This window comes from Frankia sp. QA3 (assembly GCF_000262465.1).
Lineage (GTDB): Bacteria > Actinomycetota > Actinomycetes > Frankiales > Frankiaceae > Frankia.
Window position 1 is genome coordinate 2576146 of record NZ_CM001489.1, and the last position, 26658, is coordinate 2602803.

At 72.6% G+C, this 26658-nt stretch carries 16 protein-coding genes and 4 pseudogenes; 6 read left to right on the plus strand and 14 right to left on the minus strand.

Annotation, left to right across the window (positions count from 1 at the left end; all coding sequences use genetic code 11):
• Positions 1-167: 167 nt before the first annotated feature.
• From FRAQA3DRAFT_RS31455 to FRAQA3DRAFT_RS10515, 5 genes are all read right to left on the minus strand, one after another.
• The gene (locus FRAQA3DRAFT_RS31455) at positions 168-2099 is read right to left on the minus strand and encodes an SMI1/KNR4 family protein (RefSeq protein WP_009739034.1); all 1932 of its coding nucleotides are present in this window, start codon (positions 2097-2099) and stop codon (positions 168-170) included.
• Complete coding sequence (locus FRAQA3DRAFT_RS10500; protein ID WP_009739035.1) at positions 2096-6505, minus strand: hypothetical protein; 4410 nt, start codon at positions 6503-6505, stop codon at positions 2096-2098. Before FRAQA3DRAFT_RS10500 ends, FRAQA3DRAFT_RS31455 begins: the two co-directional genes overlap by 4 nt.
• A gap of 28 nt (positions 6506-6533) precedes the next feature.
• Entirely contained in the window at positions 6534-6884 is a 351-nt protein-coding gene (locus FRAQA3DRAFT_RS10505; protein ID WP_009739036.1) for a hypothetical protein, read from the minus strand.
• Positions 6871-7284, minus strand: a complete 414-nt coding sequence (locus tag FRAQA3DRAFT_RS10510; RefSeq protein WP_009739037.1) for a YbaB/EbfC family nucleoid-associated protein — start codon at positions 7282-7284, stop codon at positions 6871-6873. Before FRAQA3DRAFT_RS10510 ends, FRAQA3DRAFT_RS10505 begins: the two co-directional genes overlap by 14 nt.
• A gap of 227 nt (positions 7285-7511) precedes the next feature.
• Positions 7512-8168 (minus strand): SseB family protein, encoded by a 657-nt coding sequence (locus FRAQA3DRAFT_RS10515; RefSeq protein WP_009739038.1) that lies wholly within the window; start codon positions 8166-8168, stop codon positions 7512-7514.
• A 116-nt stretch (positions 8169-8284) separates the two neighbouring features.
• Between FRAQA3DRAFT_RS10515 and FRAQA3DRAFT_RS10520 the strand changes: the two genes are divergently transcribed.
• The gene (locus FRAQA3DRAFT_RS10520; RefSeq protein ID WP_009739039.1) at positions 8285-9994 is read left to right on the plus strand and encodes a right-handed parallel beta-helix repeat-containing protein; all 1710 of its coding nucleotides are present in this window, start codon (positions 8285-8287) and stop codon (positions 9992-9994) included.
• A 26-nt stretch (positions 9995-10020) separates the two neighbouring features.
• On the opposite strand, the gene FRAQA3DRAFT_RS10525 is transcribed toward FRAQA3DRAFT_RS10520, so the two are convergent.
• From FRAQA3DRAFT_RS10525 to eccD, 4 genes are all read right to left on the minus strand, one after another.
• On the minus strand, positions 10021-10335 hold the full coding sequence (locus FRAQA3DRAFT_RS10525; protein ID WP_009739040.1) for a WXG100 family type VII secretion target: 315 nt from the start codon (positions 10333-10335) through the stop codon (positions 10021-10023).
• Positions 10336-10377: 42 nt separating this feature from the next.
• Positions 10378-10719, minus strand: a complete 342-nt coding sequence (locus FRAQA3DRAFT_RS10530) for a hypothetical protein (RefSeq protein ID WP_009739041.1) — start codon at positions 10717-10719, stop codon at positions 10378-10380.
• A 123-nt stretch (positions 10720-10842) separates the two neighbouring features.
• Complete coding sequence (gene eccB, locus FRAQA3DRAFT_RS10535; RefSeq protein ID WP_009739042.1) at positions 10843-12297, minus strand: type VII secretion protein EccB; 1455 nt, start codon at positions 12295-12297, stop codon at positions 10843-10845.
• A gap of 60 nt (positions 12298-12357) precedes the next feature.
• Positions 12358-13770 carry a type VII secretion integral membrane protein EccD gene (eccD, locus tag FRAQA3DRAFT_RS10540; RefSeq protein ID WP_051054256.1) on the minus strand — a complete coding sequence of 471 codons (1413 nt, stop codon included), beginning with the start codon at positions 13768-13770 and terminating at the stop codon, positions 12358-12360.
• A gap of 238 nt (positions 13771-14008) precedes the next feature.
• Here eccD and eccCa point away from each other — a divergent pair, with 238 nt between their 5' ends.
• From eccCa to FRAQA3DRAFT_RS31460, 3 genes are read left to right on the plus strand one after another with little or no spacing between them, the layout of a single operon-like run.
• Positions 14009-18136 carry a type VII secretion protein EccCa gene (gene eccCa, locus FRAQA3DRAFT_RS10545; RefSeq protein ID WP_051054258.1) on the plus strand — a complete coding sequence of 1376 codons (4128 nt, stop codon included), beginning with the start codon at positions 14009-14011 and terminating at the stop codon, positions 18134-18136.
• A complete protein-coding gene (locus FRAQA3DRAFT_RS10550) occupies positions 18133-19002 on the plus strand; it encodes a hypothetical protein (protein WP_009739045.1) in 870 nt (289 codons plus the stop codon). Before eccCa ends, FRAQA3DRAFT_RS10550 begins: the two co-directional genes overlap by 4 nt.
• Before the next feature lie 2 nt (positions 19003-19004).
• Positions 19005-20312, plus strand: coding sequence for a hypothetical protein (locus FRAQA3DRAFT_RS31460; protein WP_009739046.1), 1308 nt, complete (start codon positions 19005-19007; stop codon positions 20310-20312).
• A 711-nt stretch (positions 20313-21023) separates the two neighbouring features.
• On the opposite strand, the gene FRAQA3DRAFT_RS34855 is transcribed toward FRAQA3DRAFT_RS31460, so the two are convergent.
• From FRAQA3DRAFT_RS34855 to FRAQA3DRAFT_RS38665, 3 genes and pseudogenes are all read right to left on the minus strand, one after another.
• Positions 21024-21818 (minus strand): hypothetical protein, encoded by a 795-nt coding sequence (locus tag FRAQA3DRAFT_RS34855; protein ID WP_083873570.1) that lies wholly within the window; start codon positions 21816-21818, stop codon positions 21024-21026.
• A 554-nt stretch (positions 21819-22372) separates the two neighbouring features.
• Positions 22373-23611, minus strand: coding sequence for a hypothetical protein (locus tag FRAQA3DRAFT_RS10565; protein WP_009739048.1), 1239 nt, complete (start codon positions 23609-23611; stop codon positions 22373-22375).
• A 644-nt stretch (positions 23612-24255) separates the two neighbouring features.
• A pseudogene (locus tag FRAQA3DRAFT_RS38665) lies at positions 24256-24983 on the minus strand (SDR family NAD(P)-dependent oxidoreductase).
• A gap of 183 nt (positions 24984-25166) precedes the next feature.
• Between FRAQA3DRAFT_RS38665 and FRAQA3DRAFT_RS38670 the strand changes: the two are divergent.
• Positions 25167-25676, plus strand: a pseudogene (locus FRAQA3DRAFT_RS38670) (LysR family transcriptional regulator); the annotation flags it as partial.
• Between the two features lie 247 nt (positions 25677-25923).
• Positions 25924-26145: pseudogene (locus FRAQA3DRAFT_RS34870) on the plus strand (hypothetical protein); the annotation flags it as partial.
• A 25-nt stretch (positions 26146-26170) separates the two neighbouring features.
• Here the strand turns inward: FRAQA3DRAFT_RS34870 and FRAQA3DRAFT_RS37065 are convergent.
• Together FRAQA3DRAFT_RS37065 and FRAQA3DRAFT_RS38055 are read right to left on the minus strand one after the other, a co-directional pair.
• Positions 26171-26476 (minus strand): annotated as a pseudogene (locus tag FRAQA3DRAFT_RS37065) (IS630 family transposase); the annotation flags it as partial.
• The gene (locus tag FRAQA3DRAFT_RS38055) at positions 26440-26571 is read right to left on the minus strand and encodes a hypothetical protein (protein ID WP_255347007.1); all 132 of its coding nucleotides are present in this window, start codon (positions 26569-26571) and stop codon (positions 26440-26442) included. The pseudogene FRAQA3DRAFT_RS37065 and the gene FRAQA3DRAFT_RS38055, both read right to left, overlap by 37 nt.
• Between the last annotated feature and the right edge of the window lie 87 nt (positions 26572-26658).

A 26658-nucleotide genomic window follows, 5' to 3' on the forward strand; every position in this document is an offset into this window, starting at 1 on the left:
GCGTTCCTCCGCGAGCTCGCCCGCGCCGGCTGGGCCCCAGGCCGAGCACGCCCTCCGCAGGCCCCGGTGCCCCGGACGCAACAGCCCCCGGGGCGGTGTAGGTGCTGGCGGACAGGGCCTACAGCTCGCAGCGGACTCCGGTTCACCGAGGCCGACGTCAGCCGACGTCATCGGAACGAGGTGGTGCCGGCGCCGCGAGGCGAACGAGTGGCGGGCAGCGCGGTGGCCAGGCCCGGGACGTCGGTGGCGATGTTCGCCCGTCCCGTCAGTGCCGCGTCGCGTGCGGCGGCGGCCAGCGCCGGCGGCGGCGCGCACAGCGCCAACCAGAACGTGTCGAAGTCGTCGGCCACCCGACGCAGCAGCCGGGCGCTGATCTGCTCCGCGCTCTGGTGGTCGTCGTCTCGTGCGTCGTCGGCGTCGTGGAACCACACCGATCCGGCGTCGTCGCCACGGACGCGGACGGCGAGCGAACCCCCTTGGACGTATCCGATCGCGAGGTGGTCGGCGGTCAGCCGGTCGTCGAAGAAGGCGTTCGCGTAGTAGAGATCCTGGTGCCGGTCGGTCCTGGCCAGCCCGAAGAACGGCTGGTCGACGACGAATCCGTGGTCGGGGTGCACCGCGGGCCTGGCCGGGGCGGCGCCGTTGGTCCGGACCAGGAACAGGCGGTAGGCCTCCGGTAGGCGGTAGCCGAGTCGGCTTTCCATCGTCCGCACCAGCGCGTCGGCCACCCGTTGCGACCCGATCAGCCCGACGGGTGCCGACCCCGCCGGTTGCCCTCCTGGGTCAGGGCCGCCAGCCAGCCCAGACAGCCCAGACAGCCCAGCCAGCCCAGCCAGCCCGGCCAGCCCGGCGAGGCCGCCGCGGTGCCGAAACGCGCCATGGGCCTCGGCCGGAACGAGCGCGATCCGGCGACCGCTGCCGGCGGCGGTGTGGCGGGCGGGCAGGTGTGTCCACACCCATCCCGACGCCGTGGGGTACGGACCCGTGCCGGAGGCGCGGTCATCGGCGCCCACATGGTTCTCCTCGCGAGTGTGGTTCTCCTCGCGGGTGTGGTTCTCCTCGCGGGTGTGGTTCTCCTCGCGGGTGCTGTCGCCGGGCGTCGGCATCCACGTCGGTCCGGTCGCGGCCACCACGGCGTTCGCCGTGAGCACGTCCAGGACGTGGATCTCGTCGACGGTCAGGGCAGCCGGCGGGTCGGGCAGCGTCACCACGGTCCGGGCGAACGGCTCCCAGCGGGGAAACCCCGCCCCGTCGATCTCGATGCCGGCACGGTAGCGGACCCTCAGCACGGGAGAGTCGAACGGCCGTCGGTGCCCCGCCCATCGGGCCCCGGGCACCGCCGGCCCGGCGGTGGACGCCGCCGGTTCGGCGCTGGACGCCGCCGGTTCGCGCGGTTCGGCCGGTCGGACCTCGTCGTCGTCCTCGGTAGCCAGCGCTCGGCGCCAGGCCTCGCGCAGGGCGACCAGAAGCTCTCGGCGAAACCGGTGCGGCTCCCGGTTTCGCAGCGCCCGGCCGGCGTCGGTCCAGCAGGCCGAGACAGGCACCGTGTCCGCGTCCGGGGGCACGAACCGCAGCACCTCCTCGACGGCGGCGAGCGCGAGAGCCGGGCTCGGCTGGATCCGTCCCGGCGACGGCGGCCGGCGGGAGAGCCGGGCGAGTGCCGGCGTCGGCTCGGCCGCGCGGGCGCGGGCGCACGCGTCCGCGACCAGCAGCCACTGGCCGGCGTCGATGAGCTCGGATGGCCCCTGCCCGCCGAACATCGGCGCCGGCCCGGTGCCGCCCGAAAGCGGCCGTTCCGGCAGCCGGAACCGGAACTCACGGTCGCGTCGGCAGCCGGGGCAGGTCCCGGTGTAGCGACGGACGGCCACACCGTCGAGCTCGTGGAGCGCGCCGAGCCATCGCGGTGGCGGCGGACCTCCACACGCCTCGCAGGAACGCAGTTCCAGGTACAGGAATGCCTCGGCCCGACTGCGGGCCAGCGGCGGGGCCGAAGGTTCGCCGGGCGCTCGGTCTGGTGGTGGCGGCGGTGGCGTCACCTCGATCTTCGCGCCACCGCGTGCGGCCTGCCGCCGCGGATCCCGGCCGCCGATGTCGATCACTCGTCGTCAACGATGATCGCGGACACGTTGTCCGGACCGAGATAGCTGGTCAGCGTCGCACTGATGAGGCTGATTCCGTGCTCGTCGCGAGGTGTGCGATACCGCCGTTCGGTCGTGACCCATCGGGGTAACCGCAGGTCATCCGCTTCCCGCGCCGTCACATACCTCCGGATGTTCCTACCCGCCGATGGCCGGAGCGGCCATTCGGTCACCTCCGGGGCGATCGCGGGCCCTTCCGCCGGCGGGTCGCCGCCCGTCGCGTTGCGCGCCATCAGATCTCGAAGACCGACCAGCTCCCAGGCGACCGTTTCGGTTCCCACGACCTCGGCGCGGCGCAGGCGGCCCACCTTCGCCAGGTGGCCGATCATGTTGCGGGCATGCCGCTCCGCCTCCGCCATGGCGGACCGGTTGTACTGCGCGGAGGTCGAAAAGACGTTTCCGGACTCCGCGTGACCGGGGAACCCCGCGTAGGCCGGGCCGCCGTGCCCCTTGTCGAGGCCCGCGCCCGGGAGGTGTCCGTCGGGCGCGTCGGTCGCGCCGCGGTCACGACCGGTGATCCACCGGGTGTCCCTGCCGGACGACGATGTGGTGCCCCGCGCCTCGTCGGCCTCCACCGTGAACCGGCTGCCCAGCTTGTTGGTGAAGATCCCGCGGTCGTCCGAGGAGTCGGGATGGATCGTCGCCGCCTCCCTCTGTTCCTCGCGCGTGAGCCGCGCGGCAGGGGCGGCGGAGGCTGCGGCCGGGGTGCTCAGATGAACGATGTACCTGTACTCCACCAGGCCCTTCTCCCGCTCCTCGCGGTCGGCGCGGGTGACGGACCCGTCCTGGTACTCGGTCCTACGGACGTAGTCGTGCACGGAGATCAAGACGTCGATCCCCAGCGCCGCCGCTGCCGCGCGCTCCTGCGCGGGGAGGACCCTGACCAGGTCCGCGTGCGCCGCGCTCCTCTCGGTGTTGGTCCGGAAGTATCCGATGACCTTCTGGCCGGTGGGCAGGGCGGGCAGCGCGTCGCGTGGCGTCGGCATCGCCTCGACGAGCCGCTCGATCTCACCTCCGGTGAACCTGATCGTGGAGATGCTCGTCGTGGTGTCGTCATAGATCAGCCAGACGCCCGCGGCGGCGCCGACGGGTGTGCCGTCGGGGTAGCGTGAACCGAGGACGCAGGTCTCGATCTCGTAGCGCACCGTCGGGTTGTCGAGCAACCGAGACGGGTCGGCCAGCTCGTCCGCGGAGATCGGCACCGGATCCGCGGCGGTACGTTCACGCCAGCTCCGCCAGTCCGCATACTCGTGATGGGTCTCGCTGATCTCCCGCGCCAGCGTCGTGACCAGATGGTCGTCGGCCAGCCGTTCGTGGACCGTCAGCAGATGCGGATCCTCTCTGCTGCCCTGGCGGGTCCGGGTCCGCGCCAGGACGTCGCCGTCCGGCCCGGCGGGCTCGGCCGGATGGGTCGTGACCTCGAAATGATGCGTCCCGTCGGTGGTGGTCACCACGATCAGCTCACGACCGGCGGGGCGATCGCGAGGCCCGGGCGTCGTCGTCTGGTCGGTCTCGTGGCGGGCGGATCGGAACCAGTCGCCGCCGACGTCGGCCGGATCGATCCGATCGCCGCCTGCCGCCGCAGCCGAGGCGGTCAGGCCCGCCTGATGCGCCGGTCTGCCGAGGGGCGGGCCCGCCGGCCGTCGGGTGTCCGGGTGTCCGGGGCCCGGGTGCCGAGGGTCCGGGCTGCCGGGGTCCTGATGGCCGCCGTCCTGATGGCCGCCGGTCGGAGGGCCGCCGGTCGGAGGCGGTCGCTCCGGGCCGCTTCCTCTTCCGTACTCCGGGCGCGTACCCCACTCACCCACGACGGTCGCCGGCAACGCGTTGCGCCATCCCCGAGACCCGTCGCCCACCAACGGTGCGCCGTCGGTCGACCTGGGCCCCAGCAGGACGATCTGTTCGCCCCCACCGGCCAGGTCGGCGTGCACGTCGGGGCGCCCCGCCACCGGCTGGTCGGGCTTCCAGAGGCGTTGCGGCGCGGTAGGGCCGCGCAGGTACTCATGACCGGCGGGAACCTCGATCGCGATGATCGCCGTGTAGCCGTCGTCGCCGTACGTCACACCGCCGTCGCGCCACTGTGGCGCGACGGCGAGCTGATCCGTCAACGCCCGCGGGCCGGCCGGGCGCTCGGCGGTGAAGTAGTTCCCGTGCAGAGCCCTGCCCAGGAGTGCGGCGTCGATCTCCTCGGAGAACCGCCGGCTGGCCTCCTCCCACCGGGTGGGGTCGTCGCCCACCGCGTCCTGGACCCGGCGACGCAGTTCGCCTACCTCACCGTCACCAAGCTGGACAGACCGGTAGAAGGTTCTCGGCTCGCCGGTCTCCCACACCTCGTAGGTGCCGGAGCGGAACGTGTTGGTCAGCTCCGCCGCCCTGGACGTGACGTCGACCGTCTCGCCGATCGCGCCGTGCTGACGCAGCTCGCGTAGCCGCGGACCGATGAGGTCCTCGTCGACCGGCGTGTGCCGGGCGACGAAACGGTCGCCTGCCCGGCCATCCGACGGCCCTGCCCCGGGAGGATGCGCGGACCCACCGCCGGTAGGCGCGGCGAGGACGGGAGGCGCCGGCGGCCCGTACGGCGTCGCGCTGCCCTCGGCACCGACAGGCGCGGGTGCGGCGGGGGGCTCGGCCCGGACCACCACGGGTCGATTCGGCAGCGTCGCGTTCTCGCCGACGTTCTCACCGACGGACGTCTGGCCGCCGGGCAACGCGCCGACGGGAGTGTGACCGGTGTGCGCCTGACCGTCGGGTGCCCGAGGAAGCGGTGTCTGCGCGCCGAACGTGTCGCCGCCGGGGTGCGGGCTGCCGTCGTGCCCGCCCATGGCCCCCGAGCCGGCGGGCATGCGGGCAGTGCCCGCCGCGTCGACGCCCGCCGATCCGGTCTGAAGCTCCTCCGAGGCCCAGGGTGGCAAGGGCCGAGCCGATTGCCGGTCGCCGGCCTGCGGCAGGTCTGCTGTCGACTGGTTGCCCTCCGGCGGATGTGCCGCCAGCGTGCTCTGCGTCGTCGGTGGATCGGCGGTGACCTGATGATGGTCGGGGTTGGCGACCGTCGGGTCGTGAGCCTGAGCCGAGGTTCCCCCGGTAGCCGTGACGGTCTCGACGGCGGTGTTCTCGGCTGCGCCGGTGGGGGCGGCCGTGCTCGGCGTTCCCACCGGTTCCTGGAGCGCCGGCGGTGTCCTCGGCTCCTGACCGGATGCAGTGTCCTGGCCTACGGGTTCCTCGCCCGCGGAGTGCCGGGGCACCGGCTCCTGCCGTCCGGAGGTCCGCGGTGCGGAGTCCTCGCGCGGTGCGGAGTCCTCGCGCGAGGTGGAGTCCTGCGGCGAGGTGGAATCCTCGGGCGCGACGAGGGCCGCCTGCTGCTGCCCGGCCTGGTGCTCCCTACGGACGTGGTTGACGTCGTTCAGTGAGCCGGAAACCGCCGCCTTCGCGACCCGGTCCTTCTCCCCCTTCAGCCAGTCGGTGAAGCTGACCTGGTCCCGGTCGCGGGCGGCGTAGACGCCGAGGTCGTAGGTGAACGTGCCGGCGGCCTGCGAGAAGATCCCGCTGCCCGGTCCGTGGTACGCGTGGCGGAACGGGGTGCTGAGGGCGCCGATACCGAACGCCTCGAACGAGTCACCGGCGAGTTCGTCGATATCAAAGTTCTCCCGGTGACCGGACTCGATCTGGTAGAGCTGCACGGCGCCCTCACCGAAGCCGGTCTGGAGGGCCTCCGTGCCGCCCTGCCACAGCGCCTGCCTACCGAGCTTTCCACCGAGCTGGCGGCCCAGCCCGGTGGCGGAACGCTCCGCCGCATCGGCCACGGCCTCGGCGGTCACCCGCTCGATGGCTTTCGGCGCCGTCCGCAGCGCGAGTCGGGCGAGCGTCTTCGCGGCGAGCGCGGCGATCGCCCGCTCGCAGGCCGCGATGGCGGCCGGGACGGCGCCGAGGCTGGTACCGGCGGTGGGCAGCACGGCCATGACCGCCGCGAACAGCGTGCCGGCGAGCACCAGCAGGCTGACGACCGCCTCGAACTTCATCATTTCGATCTCGTTGCCGAACTCCTGCACGCCGCGTTGCAGCTCGGCGTAGGCGTTTGCCGTCGCGGTGACGTTCTGCAGGTAGGCGGTCCAGCCCTGGGCGTAGGCCTGGGCGCCGATGTCGCCGACCCAGCTCATCGCGATGGCGTTTCCCGCGTCCGCGACAGCGTCGAGATGCTCGGCCAGCGCCTGGGCCGCCGCCCCGTACGCATCCGCGAGATCGTAGAGCTCCAGCTCCCGGCCCTCGGGAATCTCGGCCAGCATCCGCAGCAGTGCGCCGGCCACGGGTACGTGGCTCTCGAACTGGCGGATGTATTCCAGGACGTCGTCCAGCGCCTGCTGGGCGGAGCTCACGGGGCGGCCCTCGCGGCCCTCGCGGCCCTCACGGCGCCAGCGACCGGATCACGGCCTCGCTGCGGCCGTCCGCCGCTTCGATGTCGACCATCGCCAGGCTGGCGCCGTCCGCGATCCGCGCGAGCAGGCCCGGAAGGTCACCGAGCAGGTCACGGGCGGCGTCCGCGGGCGGCGGTCCCGAGCCGGCCCCGGCCCGGTAGTAGGTCCCGGCGAACTGCTCGCCGTACTCGTCGTGTCCCCATGGGGCGGCGCGCTCGGCGCTGTCGATCGTTCCCGCGACCGCGTCCAGCGCCGCTTGCAGTGACACGCTGGCCTCGGTCAGGCTCGCCGCGTGGGCCCGGACGTCGGCCGCACCGCCGCGGAGCTCAAGAAAGCCCATCGAGGCCACCATCCTTGATCAGGTCGGAGTCGCGGGTTCGCAGGACGACGTCCAGGTTCAGCGCGCCGAGACCGGTTGCCCGCAGCTCGGCCGGCGTGTGCGCGGCCAGCAGCTCCTGGCCGCGGGCCATCGCCTGGTCGGCGGCCTCCCGCGCGGTCGCCAGGATCGTGGCCGCGAGCGCGGCGGCGTTCAGCCGCTGGTACGCGAGCGGGTCGATGTCGAGCTCGACGAGCTGGCCACGCGGCCCGACCACGACCTTCACCAGCCGGTCGGGGGACCGGGCGGTGCCGGTGACCTGGAGCATCTCCCGCTGGACGTCCTGCATCTGGCGTAGCTGCGCACGCAGCCCCGTGGTCAGGTTGACGAGACTGTCCCAGTCCGGCCGACCGGAATGATCCATCACCTGCCCGCTCTTTCTCCGAACCCGCGGCCGGTTCGCCGCATTGGTGGCCCGATCCCCCCGCCGGGGCCCGGCTCTTCACCGGACCGCCCGGCACGAACCGCGTCCTGCGGTACGGTTCCCGCCCGTCTCCCATTGGACCGGAAATGGGGACCGACGACAACGGCATCGGCCGCATTCCCCCGGCGGCGACTCCCCCGGCGGGGACTCCCCCGGCGGGGATTCCCTCACGGGGGTGACGGCGACGGCGGCGTGGGTCGCGACGGCGGTATCGCCGCCGCGCTCGGCGTCATCGTCGCGGTTTGGCCGGCGCTGCGCTGTCCGCCGGGCAACGCGACCTCGAGGTCACCGCGGGCGGCGCGGGCGACCGTGTCGATCCGGACGAAGGCGTCGATCGGCGTGCCGAGGTTGAGGGCGAGCCGAAGGTGCGGATCCGGCCAGGTCTCCACCAGCTCGTCGAACGACAGGGAAAGGAATCCGTCGGCGACGTCAGCCATGTTCGCCATCAGAAGCCGCGGCGAGGTGAATGCGATCAGGAAACGACGGTCACCCACCTGCCAGGTACAGAAAGTCGTGGCAGCCGGACCGGGTGGCGCTCCGGTCGACCGGGTCGGTATCCGCAGCCGGCTGGACATGACCATCGTGAAGAAGGCGGCGCAGTCCGCACGCGACACAGCGTCCAGCAGCGCCCGCTCGGCCGCGTCGGCAGGCTGCCATTGCGGCGGGCCGGCATCGGTCCCACCGACCCGCGCGTCCTCGCTCCGCCCCGGGCCGGACTCCGCCTCGCCGTGGTGCGCTCCGCCGCTTCGCGCTCCGCCGCGCACCTCGCCGTCTGCGGGTGTTCCGCCGGGCGATGCCTGGTCGCGGTATGCCTGGTCGCGCATGATGTAAGCGTTTCCCCGTCGCCGGCGGCCGGTGATCCCGGGCAATCGTCCGGTGAAGCTTACAGCCGGGTCCGGCTGCGTTAGGGTTCGCTGGGAAACTCGTCCCGGACGGAGCCATGACGCGCGTTCTTCTGGTCTCGCCGCGCCAGCACGGCGCCTTCGGCACGATCGAGGACGCGGTCTGCGCCGCGCCGGCGGGTGCGACGATAAGGATCGCGCCCGGTGAATACGCCGAATCCCTCGTCCTGACCGCCGACAACCGCGATCTGCTGCTGACGGTCCTGGGTGACCCGGGCTCGGTGGTGGTCGAACCAGGTGATCACGATCGGTCGGCCCTCGCCGGTGAACTGGCGGCGGGCCAGACGGTCACCGTCACCGGTCTCGTGCTGCGCGCGGTCGACGCCCCGGCGGTGGCGGTCAGCGGTGGGCGGCTCGCGCTGCGGGACTGCACCGTGGCCTCGGCCGGCGGCCACGGGATCGTCGCGGGCGACCAGGCCGAGCTGGCCCTCGCCGGCGTGCGGGTGACCGGTGGGCGCGGCGGGCTGGTCATCGAGGACGCCGGCGGCCTCGTCGAGGGCTGCGAGATCACCGACGTCGACGAGGACGGGATCATCGTACGGCTCGGTGCCGACCCGACGATCCGGGACTGCACCATCGAACGCTGCGGGAACCGCGGCGTCTACGTCTACCAGGGCGCGCGCCCCGTCATCGAACGCTGCGACATCTCCCGCAGCGGAGGGTTCGGCCTGGAAATCGCGCACAGCAGCTCGCCGCGGATCATCGACTGCTGGATTCACGACACGCGCGACGCCGGGGTTCGGTTCGGTCCGGGCTGCGGCGGCCTGCTGTCGGACACCCGGGTGGAGAACACGGCGCCGCCCGGCGTCGACATCGCCTCCGGCGCGAACCCGACGGTGCGTGCGCACGAGTCCGCGGGCCCGGGGCGTGGCAACGGCCAGATCGGGGCCGGGGCGGCCGGCCCCGCGATCGAGCGCACCTCGCGTGGGGATCCGGAGCTCGTCGCGAAGCTGCTCGCCGAGCTGGAGTCGATGATCGGTCTTGCCGCCGTCAAGGCCGAGGTGCGCGCGATCATCGATGAGCTTCGGGTGAACGAGTGGCGGCGCGCGGCCGGGCTCGGGGTGAGCGCGGTGAGTCATCACCTGATCTTCGCCGGGTCCCCGGGCACGGGTAAGACGACGGTCGCCCGGATCTACGGTGAGTTGCTGCGGGCGCTCGGCGTACTGCCCGGCGGGACCTTCCGTGAGGTCTCCCGGCGGGACCTGGTCGGCCAGTATGTCGGAGCGACCGCGCCGCAGACGGCCGCGGTGGTCGAGTCGGCGATGGGCGGGGTCCTGTTCATCGACGAGGCGTACACGCTGTCCGGCGGGCTCCCCGGCGACTTCGGCCAGGAGGCGATCGGCGAGCTGGTGAAGATGATGGAGGATCACCGCGACGAGCTCGCGGTGATCGTGGCCGGCTACACCCGGGAGATCGAGGAGTTCCTCGCGGCGAACTCCGGGTTGGCCTCGCGGTTCGCGAAGAGCATCGAGTTCGAGGACTACTCCGCGGACGAACTGGTGATGATCTGCGAGCGCATCGCCGGCCATGACGACTACATGCTCGCGGCGGGCCTGGACGGAGCGTTGTTCGAATGGTTCACCCAGCTACCGCGCGGCCGTGGCTTCGGTAACGCGCGGGAGGCACGCAGGCTGCTGGAGGGCATGCGTAAGGCACAGGCCGGCCGGCTGAGCCGGCTTGGCCGCAGGCCGAGCCGCGACGACCTGCGCACGCTGCTCGTCGAGGACCTGCTGGCCGCCACCGCCTGACGCCGGGCCTCGCCCGCCGCGCGCGATCAGCCGCCCGAAGGGAAGAACCGCCCGGCGGCGCGACCGTCCGCCGCGCGCATGTCGAGCCCGGCGTTGCCGACCGCCGTGCCGAGCAGCCCGAGCGTCGTCGCGATCTCATCGGCGGCGGCGTGCCATTGCGTGCTCTCCTGATGGAACGCATCGGCGCCCGCGCCCGTCCAGCCGTTGGCGAGCAGATCCTTGAACGCCCCGTCCACTTCGCGCAGGTTCTCGTCCATCTGCCGCACGAAGGCCGCGATCGCGGCGGCGACCGTGTCGATGCCGTCGTAGTTGTAGATGAGGTCATCCGCGTCGTTGACCATGCCAGGTCACGCTCCCTTCCGAGGAACTCCGTGCCGTCCGGGTCAACCGAGTGATCGGATGACGGCGGCGGTGAGGGGTGAGGTCTGGCCGAGGACCTGGTTGATGGCGCGGGCGGATTCCGCGTCGGTCGCGCCGAGATCCCGTCGGGTGGCGTCGACGTTGTCGGCCATCGTGTTCAGCGCGCTGAGCAGCCGCCGCAGCTGTTCGTCGAGCTGCACGGACACGGCCGTCAACGACGTGCCCGCACCGCCCCGCAGCGAGACGCCGACCTGCGTCTCGATGGTGGTGCGCAGATTCGCGAGCTGACCGCCGATACCCGCGCCGACATCCCGTGCCTTGTGCGCGGCACCGGCGAGCATCAGCGGCGTCAGCGAGGTCGCCACGCTTCCTCCCTCAGTTCTGTGACGGGACGTACAGTTTCCGGTGACTCATGATCTCACCACGGGTCGGTGGGTGTGGGGAAGACGGCTGTTTCCAGGGCGCTTTCCCGCCCCGTCCGGGCGCGGTCAGGAACCTCTGCTCGGCGGGAGACCCGCACGCGCGCGGTCCGTGCCCGCCGTGTCGTGAGCGCGGGCGGCGTCGTCCGCGCTGAGTACCGGCCCTTCCGGGAGCAGTGCGAGCAGGCTGCCCGGTACTCGCACGGAGCGTTTCGGGGGGTAGCCGAGTCTTTCCAGATCCTGGACCGACGGCACCCGGAAGCGGGTCCCGGCCTCCGTCACCAGCGTGAACTCCGAGGCGTTCGACGGCTCGGGCGTACTCGGCGTCGGCATGCCGGAGGCGGGCGCGGCCCCGTCCGACGCGACGACGGCGATCCCGCCGGCCGTGAACGCGACGCGGTCCACCCCGCTCGTGCCCCCGGTGCCGGTCGCGACGCCGAGATCCGCGGGCAGATCCGCCGCGACCCGGATCGTCGGCGGGTCGTCCGGCCCGCCGTATTCGGCGCAGACGCCCTTGCCCGCCGGGACGACCGACGGAATGCCGTCCGGAGCTCGCGCCAGCCCCGCGGCGTATGACGACCTGCCGAAACGCCCGGATATGTTCGGAACGTCATTCTCCTCGCCGATATGGTGACCGCCTTTCGCGAGGTATTCCCGATAGGCGGCGAGCTGTAGACGGCCGAGCGGGTAGGCGCCGTTCTCCAACAGGATCTGATATTGACCCTGAGTGCTCAGCAGATCACCGACACTGCGGTCGGTTCCGGGAAACCGCACACCGAAGTAGTCGACCACAGGAGGTATGCGCTCTCCCTCGGTCAGGCCCTCGATCCAGGCATGATCCACCGTGACCGGAGAGGCCCGGGGGAAGAGGTCGCGGACGACACTGTTGACGATCGGGAACCGGTGGCCGCCGGCGACCAGGTACACAGTGCCCTGCGTCCTGTCCCGTACCAGGAGCGCCGCGTCGGCGGACAGCGCCGGTTCCGATCGCGCCTGGCCGATCTGGAGAATCGACACGCTGGGTCGTTCCGTGGTCGGGGTCGTCGCGCAGATCGTCCAGGGCCCGCCCGCGACCTCCCGCGCTGGTGGCAGCGAGCCCGGCGCACCGGCAATCCCCAGCGAGGGTCCCCGCCGGGGCGGTTGCCGGGTGTCCGCCGAGACCACCACGGCGAGCGTCTCGCGGGACAGCGCGCGCAGCGGTGCTCCGGCCCCGAGGAGCAGGCGCGCGGAGGCGTAGTTCGGCACCGGTGACAGCACCCCGTCGCGGTACACGAACAGTGCGCCGGTCTCGCGTTCCAGCAGGATCTCGTTCCCCCGCAGGGCCGCGTTCTCGCTGCCCTTCCAGATCCCGTAGCCGAAGGAGCCGACCGCGATCAGAATGGCCACCATCACCGCGGCGAGCACGGCGCCGCGCCCGCGGCGCAGCGGTGGGTCGGCCGGGTCGCGCTCCCGCATCACCAGCGCCGAGACGACCCGCTGGACCTGGAACTGGTGCGAGTGGAGCTGATCGCGTCGCGTCGCCATGGTCGCTGTCCCCGTCCCGCCTCGTCCTCGCCGGCTTCCCCGTCCCCGCCGCGCTCCTGGTCAGGGCTGGACGTGCTGGACGTAGTCGAAAAGGCCCGCGACGCCGCAGGCCAGCGGCAGGAGGACCACGATCACGGCGATGTCCGCGAGGTCGCCGATCCGGCCCAGATGGGGTGAGGGTTCCCGCCGGGTGAAGAGCAGCCCCGCGGTGAACGCCGCCACGCAGACCGCGGCGGCCAGCAGCGGGACGACGGCCGGAAGCGGCCGCGAATCCGGTTCGCCGACGCGGGCGAACACCGGAGCGACCGCAAGCAGGACCAGCCCGACACCGCCGCCGGCGAGCAGGCTCAGCCGTTCCCGCACGGTCGGGAACTGCCGCGCGTGCAGCAGCAGCGCGAGCGAGCCGACCAGCGTCAGCAGGATCGTCGACGTGCGTGGCGGCGACGCCAGCACCAGCGCCCACGCGCAGACCACGCAGACCACGGAGATCGCGATCAGCAGTCCGGTGCGGATCTCGGCGGTCCGGATCACCGCGTCGAACATGACCCGCTGGTCGAGGCTCGGGTGGGGTGCCCGCGCGTCCTGCTCGCGCCGCGGCGGCGACGGCACCGGCACCCGGCCGAGCCGCATCGCGACGAACGGGCAGCCCGGGATCAGCGCGACCGCGACCGTCCAGACGATCCCGGCGATCTGCGGCAGGCCGAGCTCGGGGAGGTCCTCCGCAAGCGGCAGGAGGCCGACGACGCCGGCGACGACGCCGAGCAGGCCGGCGCCGGCGCCGGCGGCGAACACCCTGGTCCGGGCGCCCACTCCCAGCTGGCCGGCCAGCGCGGACACCACCAGCGCCGCGGAGCCGAGGAGCACCTGGCGGGACTCGAGGTCGATCAGGCCGCTCTGGTAACGCGGCGCGGTGAGCAGGGCGCCGCCGACGAACGCGAACGGCAACCCGCTGCCGGCCACCGCCGCGGCCGCGTCGAGATCGCCGTTGGCGCGCACGAGTGCCGTCGCGGCGGCGATCCCGGCGAACGCGAAGGCGAGACCGACCAGGCCGAGCAGCCATCGTGGTCCACCCGCGAAGGTCAGACCCAGTGCGCCCAGCGCCGCCGCGACGGTCGCCGCCGCGAACGCGCACCGACGGGTCGCCGACGCGTCCCAGGCGGCGCCCGCCTGCCGGGCGCCCGCCACGACGACGTCGACGATGTCGTCGTACTCGGGCTCCGGCCAGTCCGTCCGGCCCGGTACCAGGTAGAGCACCTCGCCGTCGCGCACCTCCTGGGCGCCGAGGCTCTCCTGCGTGCGCACCCGCTGGCCGGTCGCCCGGTGCAGCACCCAACCGCCGTGCCGCTCCCCGTCGTCGGCGAGATGGGCTCCAGCCCGGCGCAACAGGTCGGGAAGAAGGAAGGCGACGGCGACCGCATCGGGCAGCGCCACATCGATCCGGCTTCCGGGTGCCTCGACGGTGACCCGCGTCAATCCTATTCCGACCGGCGCTCTCAAAGCCCCCCCGTAGCAGCCGAGGCAAACGGGGAAGTACGGTCTTCGTGCGGCTCTCCCCCGCCCAGACGGTAGCACCCGACGCGACGCGGCCAGTTCGATTCCGACATCCGGCCAGCGCGGCCGGCGGTAGAATCCGGCCCACGGTTTACTCGCGGTCGCACCGGAATCCGGCGGACCGGAGGGGCTCGGGGGTTCTCGCCAACGTGGTTTCACTGTGACTACGACCGTGATCAGGCGGTATACGCGCCAGCCGGCTCCCGCCCTGCCGGTGGACGGCCCGGTGGAGCTGGAAGAACCGCCCACGGTGCCGGCGGTCGGCACGACGAGCTGGACCCGCGTGCTCATGTTCCTGCCGATGATGGCCGGCGGCGGCGCCATGGCGATGATGTGGAGCAACGGGCGCGGTGGCGCGCTCGGCTGGCTCGCAGGTGGGCTGTTCGGTCTGTCGATGCTCGGGATGATCGCCGTCCAGTTCGCCCATGGCACCGGCGGGCGCGGCAAGCGCGAGCTGATGGAGGTCCGCCGCGGGTACATGCGCCGGCTGAGCCGGACCCGCGAGCAGGTCAGGGCCATCGTCCGCGAGCAGCGCGCCGCCTACCACCACGCCCATCCACCGCCTGACTCGCTGTGGTCGACAGCCGCGAGCGCCCGGTTGTGGGAGCGCCGGCCGACGGATGCCGACTTCGCCGTGGTCCGGTTCGGGATCGGTTCGTACCCGCTGCACACCGAGCTGAGGATGCCGCCGCTGCGGCACTGGGACGAGCTGGAGACCGTGTGTGCGCAGGCTCTGGTCGGTTTCGAACGCGCGTATCGGTCGGTTGACGAGCTGCCGAAGTTGTTGCCGCTGCTGACGCAGGCGCACCTGTTCGTGGACGGTCCGCCCGACCGGGTCCGCGCGCTGGTCAGGGCGATGCTGGCCCAGCTCGCGGTGTTCCACGCGCCGGATGACCTGCTGATCGCGGTGTGCGCCGCCGACGAGCACCGCGAGTGGTGGCAGTGGGCGAAGTGGCTGCCGCACGCGTTCCACCCGCGCAAGCGGGACCGCGCCGGACCGGTCCGGCTGATCACACCGTCCCTGCACCTGCTGGAGGCGCTGCTGGACGACCTGCTGCCGACGCGCCCGCGGTTCGACCCGAACACGGTGCGCCCCGGTGGACCGCACCTGGTGGTGGTGGTCGACGGCGCGGACGATCTGGGCGCCGACCACCTCACCACGGCGGGCGGGCTCGCCGGCGTCACCGTCGTCCACCTGCTGGTCACGCCGCCCCGGGTGCTGGACGAGGGCGGTTTCGCGCTGACCGTGGACGACGGCGGTCGCATCGCCGGACGCGAACTCGACAACGCCGGCGAGCTGGGCGTCGCGGACAGCCTCAGCCTGGTGGAGATGGAGGCGCTGGCCCGCCAGCTCGCGCCGCTGCGGCTGTCGGCCGATGCCCAGGAGGGCGAGCCGATGGCCCGCGACATGGGCCTGACCGAGCTGCTCGAACTCGGCGACCCGCGGGCCTTCGACCCGGCGCACACCTGGCGCCGACGGTCGAGCCGGGACCGGCTGCGGGTACCACTCGGGGTCGGCGGGCAGGGCCGGCGGATCGAACTCGACCTCAAGGAATCGGCGCTGAAGGGAATGGGGCCGCACGGCCTGCTGATCGGGGACCACGGGTCCGGCAAGAGCGAGATGCTGCGCACTCTCGTGCTCTCGCTGGCCGTGACGCACGACCCGGAGACCCTCAATTTCGTGCTGGTGGACTTCAAGGGTGGCCTGACGTTCGCGAAGCTTGACCGACTGCCGCACACCAGCGCCGTGATCACCAACCTGCGGGATGCGCGGCCGCTGGTGGATCGCATGAAGGACGTGCTCGAAGGGGAGTTGCTGCGCCGCCAGGAGCTGCTCAAGCAGTTCGCCTTCGACTCGCAGCACGAGTACGAGCGGGCCCGGTTGCTCGGCGCGCGGCTCGAGCCGCTGCCGAGCCTGCTCGTCATCTGCGACGAGTTCAAGGAACTGCTGCAGGCCCGCCCGGACTTCCTCGACATGTTCCTCCAGATCGCCCGGATCGGCCGGGCGCTGGGGGTGCACCTGCTGCTCGCCTCGCAGCGGCTGGACGAGGGGCGGCTGCGCGGCCTCGACACGTTTCTGGACTACCGGATCGCGCTGCGGACGAACTCGTCCATGGAAAGCCGCGCGGTGCTCGGCGTCGACGACGCCTACCGACTGCCGCGTGGGGTGCCCGGCCTGGGCTACCTGAAGGTCGGCACCGACGAGCTGGTCCGCTTCCGGTCCGCCTACGTCTCCGCTCTGACGGGCGCGGGCGCGACGGGTCTGGCCGGTGGCGCGACCGCGCCGGGCGACCTGGTGGTCGGTTACGGCACGGACTACCAGGCGCCATCGGTCGCGGACGACTCCGCCGACGACGACGGCGACGACCCGTGGGGCACCCGGCACCTCCAGCCGGTCGGGGACCGTGGGGCGGTGCGGGACCGCGCGCTGTCCGACGGCAGCGTGGCGGCCGGGGACGACCTCCCCGCAGAGGCGGCCGGTGACGGCGCGGAGACGCTGCTGGACATCCTGGTCGGCCGGCTCGCCGACCAGGGGACGCCGGCCCAGCGGATCTGGCTGCCCCCGCTGGGCGTACCACCCACCCTCGACCAGCTGCTTCCCCGGCTGATCGTCGATCCGGATCGCGGTCTGACCACCTCGGCCGGCTCCACCTGGGGGGCGCTCACCGCCGTCGTCGGGCACGTCGACCGGCCACGCGAACGCACGCAGGACCCGCTGCGGATCGACCTGTCCGGGGACGCCGGCAATGGCAACCTGGCGATCGTCGGCGGCCAGCGCAGCGGCCGGTCCACCCTCGTCCGCTCCGTCATCGCCAGCCTGGCGCTGTGCCACACGCCGGCCGAGGCCCAGTTCTACTGCCTGGACTTCAGCGACGGCACGCTGACGACGCTGGCCGACCTGCCGCACGTCGGCGGGGTGGCGTCGCGCGGCGACCCGGACCGGGTGCGGCGCACCGTCGCCGAGGTGCGTGCCGTGCTGCTCGACCGGGAGCGGCGCTTCGTGGGCCGGCGGGTCGGGTTCGGCGCCTACCGGCAGATGCGCCGCGACGGCGAGATCACCGATGACCCGTTCGGCGACGTGTTCCTGGTCGTCGACGGGTGGGCCACCCTGCGCACGGAGTTCGCGGACCTGGAACCGGTCGTCGCCGAGTTCGCCGGCCGCGGGCTCGGCTACGGCATCCACCTGATCGTCACGGCCAGTCGGTGGATGGACCTCCGCCAGCAGGACATGTTCGGAGAGAAGCTCGAGCTGCGTCTCGACGGTGCCGCCGACACCCTCAACCGCCGCGCTTCGTTCAACATCCCCGAGCGGTCGCCCGGACGCGGCATCACCCCGGCCGGTCTGCACTTCCACGGGGCACTGCCGCGTATCGACGGAGATCGCGACCCGGCGACCCTGGATGCCGGCGTGGCGATGCTGGTCGAGGCCATCGGCCACTACAGCACCCGGCCGCCGGCGCCGCGCGTGCGGATGCTGCCGCAGGTCCTGCCCTACGTCGACCCGCCCGCGGTCGCGGTGCCGGCGCACCGCTCCCGGCTGCCCGTCGGGATGGCCGAGAGCGACCTGCGCGAGGTCACCCTCGACATCGACGCCGACCCGCACTGCCTGCTGTTCGGCGACGTGGAAAGCGGCAAGACGGCGTTCCTGCGCGCGCTCGCCCGGTCGATCATGTGCCGTTACCCGCCGGACGAAGCACAGATCATCACGGTCGGCCGGGGCCTGCGCGGGGTCGTGCCGGACGAGTACCTGTGCGAGGGCGAGGGCCACGCGGCCACCGCGCAGGACCTCACGGACCTGATGGTCGGCGTCGTCGAGGTCATGTCCAGGCGCAGCAAGGCCATCCAGCGCGCGCCGGTGGGCGGGGCCGGCGGGGCCGGGCAGCGGCGACCGCCGCGGATGTTCGTGCTCGTCGACGACTACGAGCGGATCTCGATGGCGATGGCCAACCCGCTCGCCGCGCTGATCCCGTACCTGCCGGACGGCCAGGAGATCGGCCTGCACGTCGTCGTGGCCCGCGCGGCGCGGGGCGCGGGGCGTGCGCTCCTCGACCACGTCATCTCCGCCCTGCGCAACTGCGGGTCGCCGGCGATCCTGCTGTCCTGCCCGGCCGAGGAGGGTCCGCTGTTCGAGGTCAGGCCACGGCGTCTGCCCAGGGGCCGGGGCCTGCTGGTGGATCGGCGCGGGACCAGTGAACTCGTCCAACTCAGCTGGCTGCCCGAGCCGGGGTCCCCGGTCGGGCGGCAGCCGTCCGGCCAGCCGCCCACGACGCCTCCGGAGGACACATGAGCGACGAGCTGCGTGCCGACCCGGCGGAGATCTCCCACTACGCGGCGGAACTGCCGCTGCTCATGACGAACCCGGTGCTGGATGTCCAGGCGGCCCTGGCGCGGATCATGCCGGCGACGTTCGACGCGTTCCGGGGCAGGGACAGCGACGCGGGCGCCTTTCCCGAGGGAGCGATGATCGCGGATGCGGTGACCGGCAACGTCGACCGGTTCCAGCAGTTCCTCCGCGACGTCGGACTGGGCGTCCAGGTGATAGCGAACGCCGCCCAGCTGTGCGCGGATGCCTACCGGGCGACCGACACGCGGTCCGCCGAGAGCATGAACCTCGTCGGCTTCGCGTTCGCCCGGCCGGACGCCACCACCCGCCCGCCCGGCCTGGATCCGTCCATCGCAACCCAGACGCTGCGCCAGCAACGCGAGGAGTCCATGGTGGACGCGCAGCGAGATCCCACCCATCCGACCAACCAGTACGGCAGCGACGGCTACCACGAAGCCGTCTACGCGGACGGCTCGGTCATCACCCGGGTCGATACCTCCGCGCCGTCGCAGGACGGCCGCGACACCGTGTACACCACCGTCACCACGGTGCGCGGACCAGACGGCCAGCCGGTCGCGGAGAAGACCGAGAGGGTGCTGACCCGCGCGGACCGCAGCAGGGTCGAGACAGTGATCGAGGGCGGGGTGATCACGACGACCAGCACGGCGGCCGATGGCTCCGTGCGGATCGAGATCACCTCCGGCGGTCAGACGACGACCCGCGAGCTGCCGGCTCCGGCCGCGCAGCCGGCCACCCCGCCGCCCGATCCGGCCGGGCCGGTGCAGGACGCGGTCCAGCAACTGGGCCTCGACAACGCCCGCAGGCCCTGACCATGTCCGTTGACGAGCCGTACTACGGCTACACGTCGGCGAGAGGCTCCGTACCGGCGAACGCCTGCCCGGTGGACCCGGAGTCGTACCCGCTCACCAACGAGCCGTCGACCGGCTCCTACGTCCCCACGTACGAGCCGGATCCGGACCCGAAAAAATGGAAGAAGGCCAAGGGAGCAAAGCACGACGACATCGAGCTGATCTACCCGAGGGTGATGAGTCAGAACGCGTCCGCGGTCCGTGGCATCGCCGACTACTGGCGGACGGCGTACACGGCGCTGGAATCCGCCGCCGGGCAGCTCAAGGACCACACGGACAAGGTGCGCGCACACTGGCGCTCACCGGGGGCCACCGAGTTTCTGCCCACCGGGCCGGGAGCGGCGCTGAAGTCCCTGGACGACTGGATCGAGGCGGCCCAGCGCAATATCAGGAGCCTGGAACTGGTAGCCGGCGTGATCGAGAAAAAGCAGAACGAGATGCGTGTGCTGTGGGAGGAGTACCTGGCCGCGGCGCGCCTCTACAAGAGCGATTTCCTCAAGGAGCACGGCGCGGCCGACATCGACGGTCTGAAGGGCGGGAAGGAGTACATCCCGACGCCGACCATCGCCGTGTGGACGGAAGATCTCGGCGAGACCTATCTGAACGGCCTTCGAGATGTGGCGGGCAGGTTCCAGCACCGGGCGCAGCTCATCGAGTGGGGGCTGGCCACGGGCTACCAGGACGCCGAGCTCGAGCTGCGGCTGGGCGTCGCCGGGGTGTATGAGGCACCGCTGGACGGAATCGCCGACCAGCCGCGCCCGCCGATGCCGGCACTGCCCTCGACGCGACCGCCTGAGCCCGCCGCTCCGCCTGGCCTCGCCGCTCCGCCTGACCTCATGGCTCCGCTTGGGCTCGCGGCACCGCCTGGGCTCGCGGCACCGCCTGGGCTCGCGGCTCCGCTTGGCTTCATGGCTCCGCCTGGCCTCATGGCTCCGCTTGGGCTCGCGGCACCGCCTGGGCTCGCGGCACCCCCGCATCCGGGGGGCTGTCGGCCGCCGCGCCGCGGCCCCTGGCAGCGCCGCCTGCCGCGCTTGGGCCGCCGCCTGCGCGGACCGGTCCACTCGCTGACGCGACACCGCCCGGGCTGCCGCGTGCGGCACCCGACGCGCGAGGTGTCCCGGCGCCGCCGCTCGGCCGGGTCGGGCCTGGCCTCGCCCCGCCGCCTTCCCCTGAGGTCCCGCTGGCGTCGTCCTCGGGCGCTCTACCCCCGGGTGGACTACCGCGCGGTGCAATGCCGTCGATGCCACCGGCGCCACCACTGCGGCCTGTGAGTAACGGCGTCACCAGAAGCCCGGACGGCCGACCTGCGGCACCGTCCATCCCTCCCGGCCCACCCCTGCCACCCCCCGGACTGCTTCCCCGAGGCGTGGCATCGGCCGGGCCGAACCCGAACCCGAACCCGCGGACTGCCGGCTTGCCCTTCGAGCCGACCGGTGCCGCCTGGCCACCCGGCTCTGGACCGTCCCGCCCGGTCGATCGCTCCGGTTTCCTGCCGCCGCCGTTGCTGGGCCGGCCCTCGGTGTCTGGACCAGTGGTGCCGCGGGACACCGCCGGACCGCCTGGCCTCGCCCGACCGGGTGGCCTCGCCCGACCGGGTGGGTCGCGGACGCGGGTGGGATCGGCGACGCCACCCCGACCGGCCGAACCGGTGAGACCGGCCGCACCGGTGAGACCGGCCGGACCGGTGGGACCGGGTTGGACGCCGCCCCGGCCGGCCGACACGGTGCCGCCCCGGTCGACGCCCGGGAGCGCCGCACCGCGCTGGGGAGGCGCGGACAGGCCAGCGGGCCGCCCGGTCTCCGAGGTTCAGTCCGGGATCGGTTCTCCGTATGGTCGAGGGATGGTCGAGGCCGACGGTCCGCGCGATCGGCGCGGATTCGCGCCGCCGGGCCCGGTCGAGCGCACCCGGGCCGGCAGACGCGCCGACGGCTCGTCGGACGACCCTGCGGATCGTTAGGAGATCGCCGCCGGACCGTGGGCGGTCACCGGCGATCCGGTGGACTCCCGTCCCACGACCGGCTCGACGGGCCGAAATGGCGCTGCTCGACGCTCGTGGGGGCGCTCCACAGCCACCTGCCGGCACTGGCCGTATGCAGCAGCAACATCTCGTCGTTGAGTTCCGGGAGGGCAGCTTCGGTGTGTTCCGGCAGGTGGAGCGCGGCGCACGCGACGGCCGCCTCGGCCCGACTGATCCGCTGTAGCACGACGAGGTCTGCCGCTGAGAGCGCCGACGCGGACCTCGGTCCGAGGTCCGGCAACACCCGTAGCCGGGTCTGCCACGCCCCTGGCGCCGTCGGATCCCCACGGTCGCGGCCGCTACCGGGCGCTCCGGGCATTCCGGCGCCGGGCGGTGCGGCGCCGGGCGGCTGGCCTCCGTCATACAGAACCAGGACCGGCGCCGCGGCGGATGCCGATGTGGTGACCGCGGCGGTGGCGGCCACGGCGGACGGCGTGCCCACCGACGGGACGACGGTGAACCGGTCCTGCCGGCCGGTGGACCAGGGCCCGAAGCCGAGCCAGATCTCCGGCCGATCGGTGTGGATGACGATCCGGGCGCCCAGCGCCAGCACCCGCAGCGCGAGCAGGCGGGTGATCCACAGGCCGCCGACGAGCAGCATCTCGGTGCCGGTCGGCCGGAACAGCCGGGTGCTGACCGGCCGGCTGTCCTCGTCGTAGCCGAGCAGCAGCCCGGCGCCGAGCGACGGCAGCGTGATGGCACGCACCGTCTCCGGCGCGGTGACATGGTGCCCGATCCGCAGCGCCGGAAGGGGCCGCACCCGTGCGGTCCGACGGCGCGGCGCGGGCCGCGTGGTGGTCGACGGGTCGCGCGGTGCGACCTGTCCCGGGCGCTCACGAGCCCCGTCCGTTGTCGGGGGGTGGGGGCCTGGCGGCCGGGGGGTGGGCGGGCTGGGCCAGACCAGGCGGGCGGACGGCGTGGTGGGGTCGAACCGGCGCGCGCGTTCCGTCGGGGAGCGCTCCGCCGTGTGCTCACCCACGCCGTGGGCGCTGTCCGAGGGCGGGACCGTCGGCGCGGCCTGGTCGGTGGCTGGCGGGATCCGCCTGACGGAAAAGGCGGTACCGGAAGCTACAGCTCGGCCTGGGGGCGGGCTCGCGGTATCCGGACGGCGCGGATGCCGCTGGTCGGGCGGATCGGTGGAGCGGGCGCCGGCGGCGGGCCGGGCGGGCGAGGGGGGAGCGGATGCGTCCGGCCCCGGCAGGGGCTGGTTGACCGTGGGCAGCCAGCCGCCGGTGGCATCGGGCTGGCCGGCGTTGCCCGAATCGCCACCGGTGGGGGTAGGCCCGTCGGCGTCGGACGTCTCCGCGGAGTCGGTCACGCTGGACCGCCCGTCGGCGCGGTCGCGTAAGCGGCGACCGCCTGTTCCCCGTCGAGCCGGCGCAGCCGGCAGCCGAACGACTCGGCACCGCGCAGCAGCTCGTCATGGGCGGGGCCGAGCAGGCGCGGGATGGCGGAGATCCGGACGAGGCAGCGCAGGTCCGTACCGTCGGGCCGGGGGCGGATGGTCAGCGCGAGATGCACCACCGCGGCCGCTGTCCGCAGCAGCAGATCGAGCAGCGGACCGACATCCTCCGGTTCCGGCCAGTCCTCCAGCCAGAAGGACGCGTGCGTGAGCTTCGCGGACGACCAAGCCCACCACCGCTCGCCTGGCCCGTCTTCCCGGCCCGGTCCGTCGGTCGGCCTCGGCAGCCGACCGGGCGCCGCCTCGGCGCCGCCGGCCTCGTGGGGTGCGCCGGCCTCGTCGGGTGCGCCGGCCGCGTCGGGTGCGTCGGCCGCGTCGGCCGGGAGATCCAGGCACCGTCCGAGCGTTTCGAGCACGCCCTGCTCGTCGAGCGGGACGCAGGGCGAGCCCGCCCGGTTCAGGATTCGGCACGCGCGACGCATCGTGGTGGCAAGCGCCCGGGGGAGGTCACTCTCCGCGTTGCCGGGATCCACTCCGGTCAGGGTCATGGCGGCTGCTTCCACCCGCACTGCCAACCACATGTCGGTGGAAGCCGGGACGACGTCGCCGATCCGTTCCATGAGCTCCTGGTAGGACGCGCCCGCGAGGTGACCTGGTCCGACCGCGCCGGGCAGGGACTGCTCGGCGCGGATCACGAGCTGCATCCCGAGCCCTGGCAGTCCTGCCTCGGTCAGGAGCGTGGTGAGCTCGGCGAGGGGCAGCCCGACGCCGCCGCTGCCGGTCCCACCCGGGTCGGGAGTGATCGCGGCAACAGCGAACCAGCCGCCGCCGTCGCGGCAGACTCCGATCGACGCGCCGTCGGGCATCGTCACCGGCTCGATCGCCAGGTCCGGAACAATCTGGTGCAGGGCTCGCAGCCTCGGATCGTTCGTGGCCAGCCGGCCGCTCGTCGCCCGGCGACGCAGGTCGTGGCCACGGACCAGAGCGTCTGTCCACCACTGGCCATGGCGTCGCCAGCAGGCCGCGGTGGCCCCACCGATGCCGAGCGAGGCTCCGGCCAGCCGGATCAACGACGGGTGGAGGAAAAAGAAAACGAGCAGGAGGACCGCACCCTCCACGACGAGCACTCGGGTCACGGTCAGGTGCCCCACCCGGCCGGGCTGCCGGCGGGGCCGTATCCGGCTCGTGTCCTGGGGCCGTCGCCGCGGCCATGTCCGGAAGCTCGGCACCGTCGGTGAGCGGCGATGGGGCGCCGCCGATGAACCCTGCGACGCATGCCGTGAACGGGCGTCGGTCCGCTCTTGCCGGTCGGTCCGCTCTTGCCGGTTCGGAAAGTCCCCCGTCGCACGCTCGCTCAGGGACCTTCCGCGAGACCGGTTCGTAGAGCGCGGTGGTCCGCCCATAGTGCCGTGCGACATGATGGTTGTTTCCCCCGTGGCGTCCGCCGCTCGCGGCGCGAACTTCAAACATCGTAGTCCGCCGGGTGGTGCCCTGATGCGCGCTGCCGGCTTTTCCGTGGGTGACGGGGCTGTCGCGTTGCGCGCAGTCACGGCATGGCATGCCCACCGAGCGGCTGATCAGACCGCCCAGGCGAATTCGGCGAAGGCAGCCGACACCCGCAGCCGCGCGCGCCCTCCACGCCGAGCTCCTAGTGGCCGCGACGGATGTTTCTGGGCAAGTCCACCACCGCCCGCCTGGCCGTCGACGCGCTGAGCGCGGCCGGACTGCCTGCCCGTCCACGCCACCTGCCAGCCCTTCCGCTCCGCGCTAGTACTGAGTCGAAAATGACTCAGTACTAGGCGGTGTAGCCGCCGTCGACGGCAAACTGCGCCCCGGTGATCCATCGCCCGCCCTCGCCCGCGAGGTGGGCGACGGTGGCGGCGACATCCGCGCCGGTGCCGTACCTGCCCAACGCGGTCGCCGCCCGGTTGCCCGCCGCCGGGGGACTGTCTGCGGGGTTCGTGACGGTGTCGACCGGACCCGGGTGGACGAGGTTGACGGTGATCCCTCGACCGCCCAGGTCACGCGCGAGTCCCTTGGTGAGGCCGACCAGGGCCGACTTGCTCATGGCGAAGAGGGTCATGCCGGCGGCTGGTACCCGCTCCACCAGGCACGTCCCGATGCTGATGATGCGTCCGCCGTCCCGCATGTGCGGCACGGCGGCCTGCGCGGAGAAGAACGCCGCTCGCGCGTGGACGGCCAAGGTCCGATCGAACTCGGTTACCGTCACCTCCTCGATCGGGCCGTGGGGAAGACCCCCGCGTTGTTCACCAGGATGTCGAGCCGACCGAACTCGGCCACGGTCTGCTCGACGGCGGCCACCACGGCCGCCGGGTCAGCACTGTCGGCCTGGATGATCAGGCCGCGCGCGGCTGCCTTGATCCCGTTCGCGACGTCCCGCGCCTGGTCATAGGCCCTGAGATAGGTCAGGGCCACGTCGGCGCCTTCCGCCGCCAGCCGGGTGACGACGGCGGCGCCGATGTCGCGGTTTCCGCCGGTCACCAGCGCGACCTTGCCCACCAGTCCCCCGCTAACGCCGCCTGCACGCCGACCCTCGTAGGTTCCCGGCTCGATCTGGTCCTTGCCGCTATGCGTCATGGCGTCAACGTAGGAGCAGCGGACCGATATCGTCCAAGACTAGGATCTGCCCATGTCATAAGCAGGAGGAATGAACGGCGCTCCACGGTCGTCGCCTGTGAACACTCGATGTTGGAGGTGCACGTGAACATCGAGCTTCGCCATCTACGGGCCTTTGTCGCGGTGGCCGAGGAACTGCATTTCACCCGCGCGGCAGAGCGGCTGCACGTGGCCCAGCCTGCGCTGTCCCAGCAGATCAAGCAGTTGGAGTCGGCCGTCGGCGCCACCTTGCTGGTCCGGGGGCCCGGCGGCACGGCGCTCAACGACGCCGGGCGGGCCTTCCTCCCCGAGGCACGACGGACCCTGGCTCAGGCTGAGGCGGCAGTGGCGGCGGCGCGACGAGCCCACCGGGGCGAGATCGGCCGGCTCCGGGTCGGCGACGCGCCCACCGCCTCGTCGCAGGCGTTCCTACCGGTGCTGGCCGCCTACCAGCGAGGCCATCCGCAGGTCGAGCTCAGCCTGCGGGAGCTGCCGCCCGGCGACCCGTCTGACCTGCTGCGCTCCGGCATCATCGATCTTGCCTTCGCCGCCCGGATCGGTCCGTTCGGCGACCGGGACGACGTCGCCGTAGCCGAGATCGCCGACGAGCCGTTCGTCGTAGCGGTGCCGGCGGACCATCGACTTGGTCGCCGCCGGCCTGGCTGTCGCGCTGGTGCCTGCCTCCACCCGGGTGCTGCGCGCCGCGGACGTCCGCTACCTTGCGATGGCCGACGGCGGGCCACACATCATCTCGCTCGCCGCCTGGCGCTCACGCGACGAGACGCCGGTACTGTGCCGACTCCTCGACACACTGAGGACCTGGCCCACAGGCCGGGTACCCAGGTTCGTCAGGGGCGGGCGCCCTGTCAGCCACGACGCCGACCTCTACGCCGACCTCTACAAGGAACGGAACACCGCGGAACGTCTGATCAACAAGCTGAAGGCCTGGCGAGGCATCGCCACCCGTTATGACAAGACCCCAGGCAGCTACCTCGCAGGCCTCCACCTCCGCACCTCAATGATCCAGATCGATGATCTGGATCAAGGAGCTCACGCGCACCACCCTTGATCACAACCAAATACGCGCCCTGGCGTCCTGAGTCGTTAATTCGCCGGCAGTAGGCGGCGAGGGTGGTCAGGATCTCGTCGGCGGTCTTCGTCCAGATGAACGGTTTCGGGTCCTTGTTCCCCACGCTGATCCACCGGCGGATGTCGGCTTCGAGCTCGACGACGAAGCGGTGCGTGGAGCGGCGGAGTTTGCGGTCGGTCAGTTCGGCGAACCAGCGTTCGACCAGGTTCATCCGGGACGCAGAGGTCGGGGTGCGGTGCAGGTGGAACCGCGAGTGGCGCAGCAGCCAGTTCTTCACCGCCGGGGTCTTGTGGGTGGCGTAGTTGTCCAGGTCAGCGCCGGCGCTGGCAGCGGGTCGGCGGCCTGACCGGGCAATCCTCGGCCGGCGCCGAGCACCAGGTTCTCGAAATCGACGAACACCGCCACCTGACCAGCCTTCGTGAGACGACCGCCTGACTGTCCTCGACCCGGCCGATCGTCGTCCGGACCGTCCGCATCAGCAGACCGCGCCAC

Bases quoted from the DNA above. Each gene is read 5' to 3' on its own strand.
- FRAQA3DRAFT_RS31460 (WP_009739046.1), top strand. From the start codon at position 19,005: ATGTCCGTTGACGAGCCGTACTACGGCTACACGTCGGCGAGAGGCTCC.
- FRAQA3DRAFT_RS10510 (WP_009739037.1), bottom strand. From the start codon at position 7,284: ATGGATCATTCCGGTCGGCCGGACTGGGACAGTCTCGTCAACCTGACC.
- FRAQA3DRAFT_RS10515 (WP_009739038.1), bottom strand. From the start codon at position 8,168: ATGCGCGACCAGGCATACCGCGACCAGGCATCGCCCGGCGGAACACCC.
- FRAQA3DRAFT_RS10525 (WP_009739040.1), bottom strand. From the start codon at position 10,335: ATGGTCAACGACGCGGATGACCTCATCTACAACTACGACGGCATCGAC.
- FRAQA3DRAFT_RS10505 (WP_009739036.1), bottom strand. From the start codon at position 6,884: ATGGGCTTTCTTGAGCTCCGCGGCGGTGCGGCCGACGTCCGGGCCCAC.
- FRAQA3DRAFT_RS10550 (WP_009739045.1), top strand. From the start codon at position 18,133: ATGAGCGACGAGCTGCGTGCCGACCCGGCGGAGATCTCCCACTACGCG.
- FRAQA3DRAFT_RS10520 (WP_009739039.1), top strand. From the start codon at position 8,285: ATGACGCGCGTTCTTCTGGTCTCGCCGCGCCAGCACGGCGCCTTCGGC.
- eccB (WP_009739042.1), bottom strand. From the start codon at position 12,297: ATGGCGACGCGACGCGATCAGCTCCACTCGCACCAGTTCCAGGTCCAG.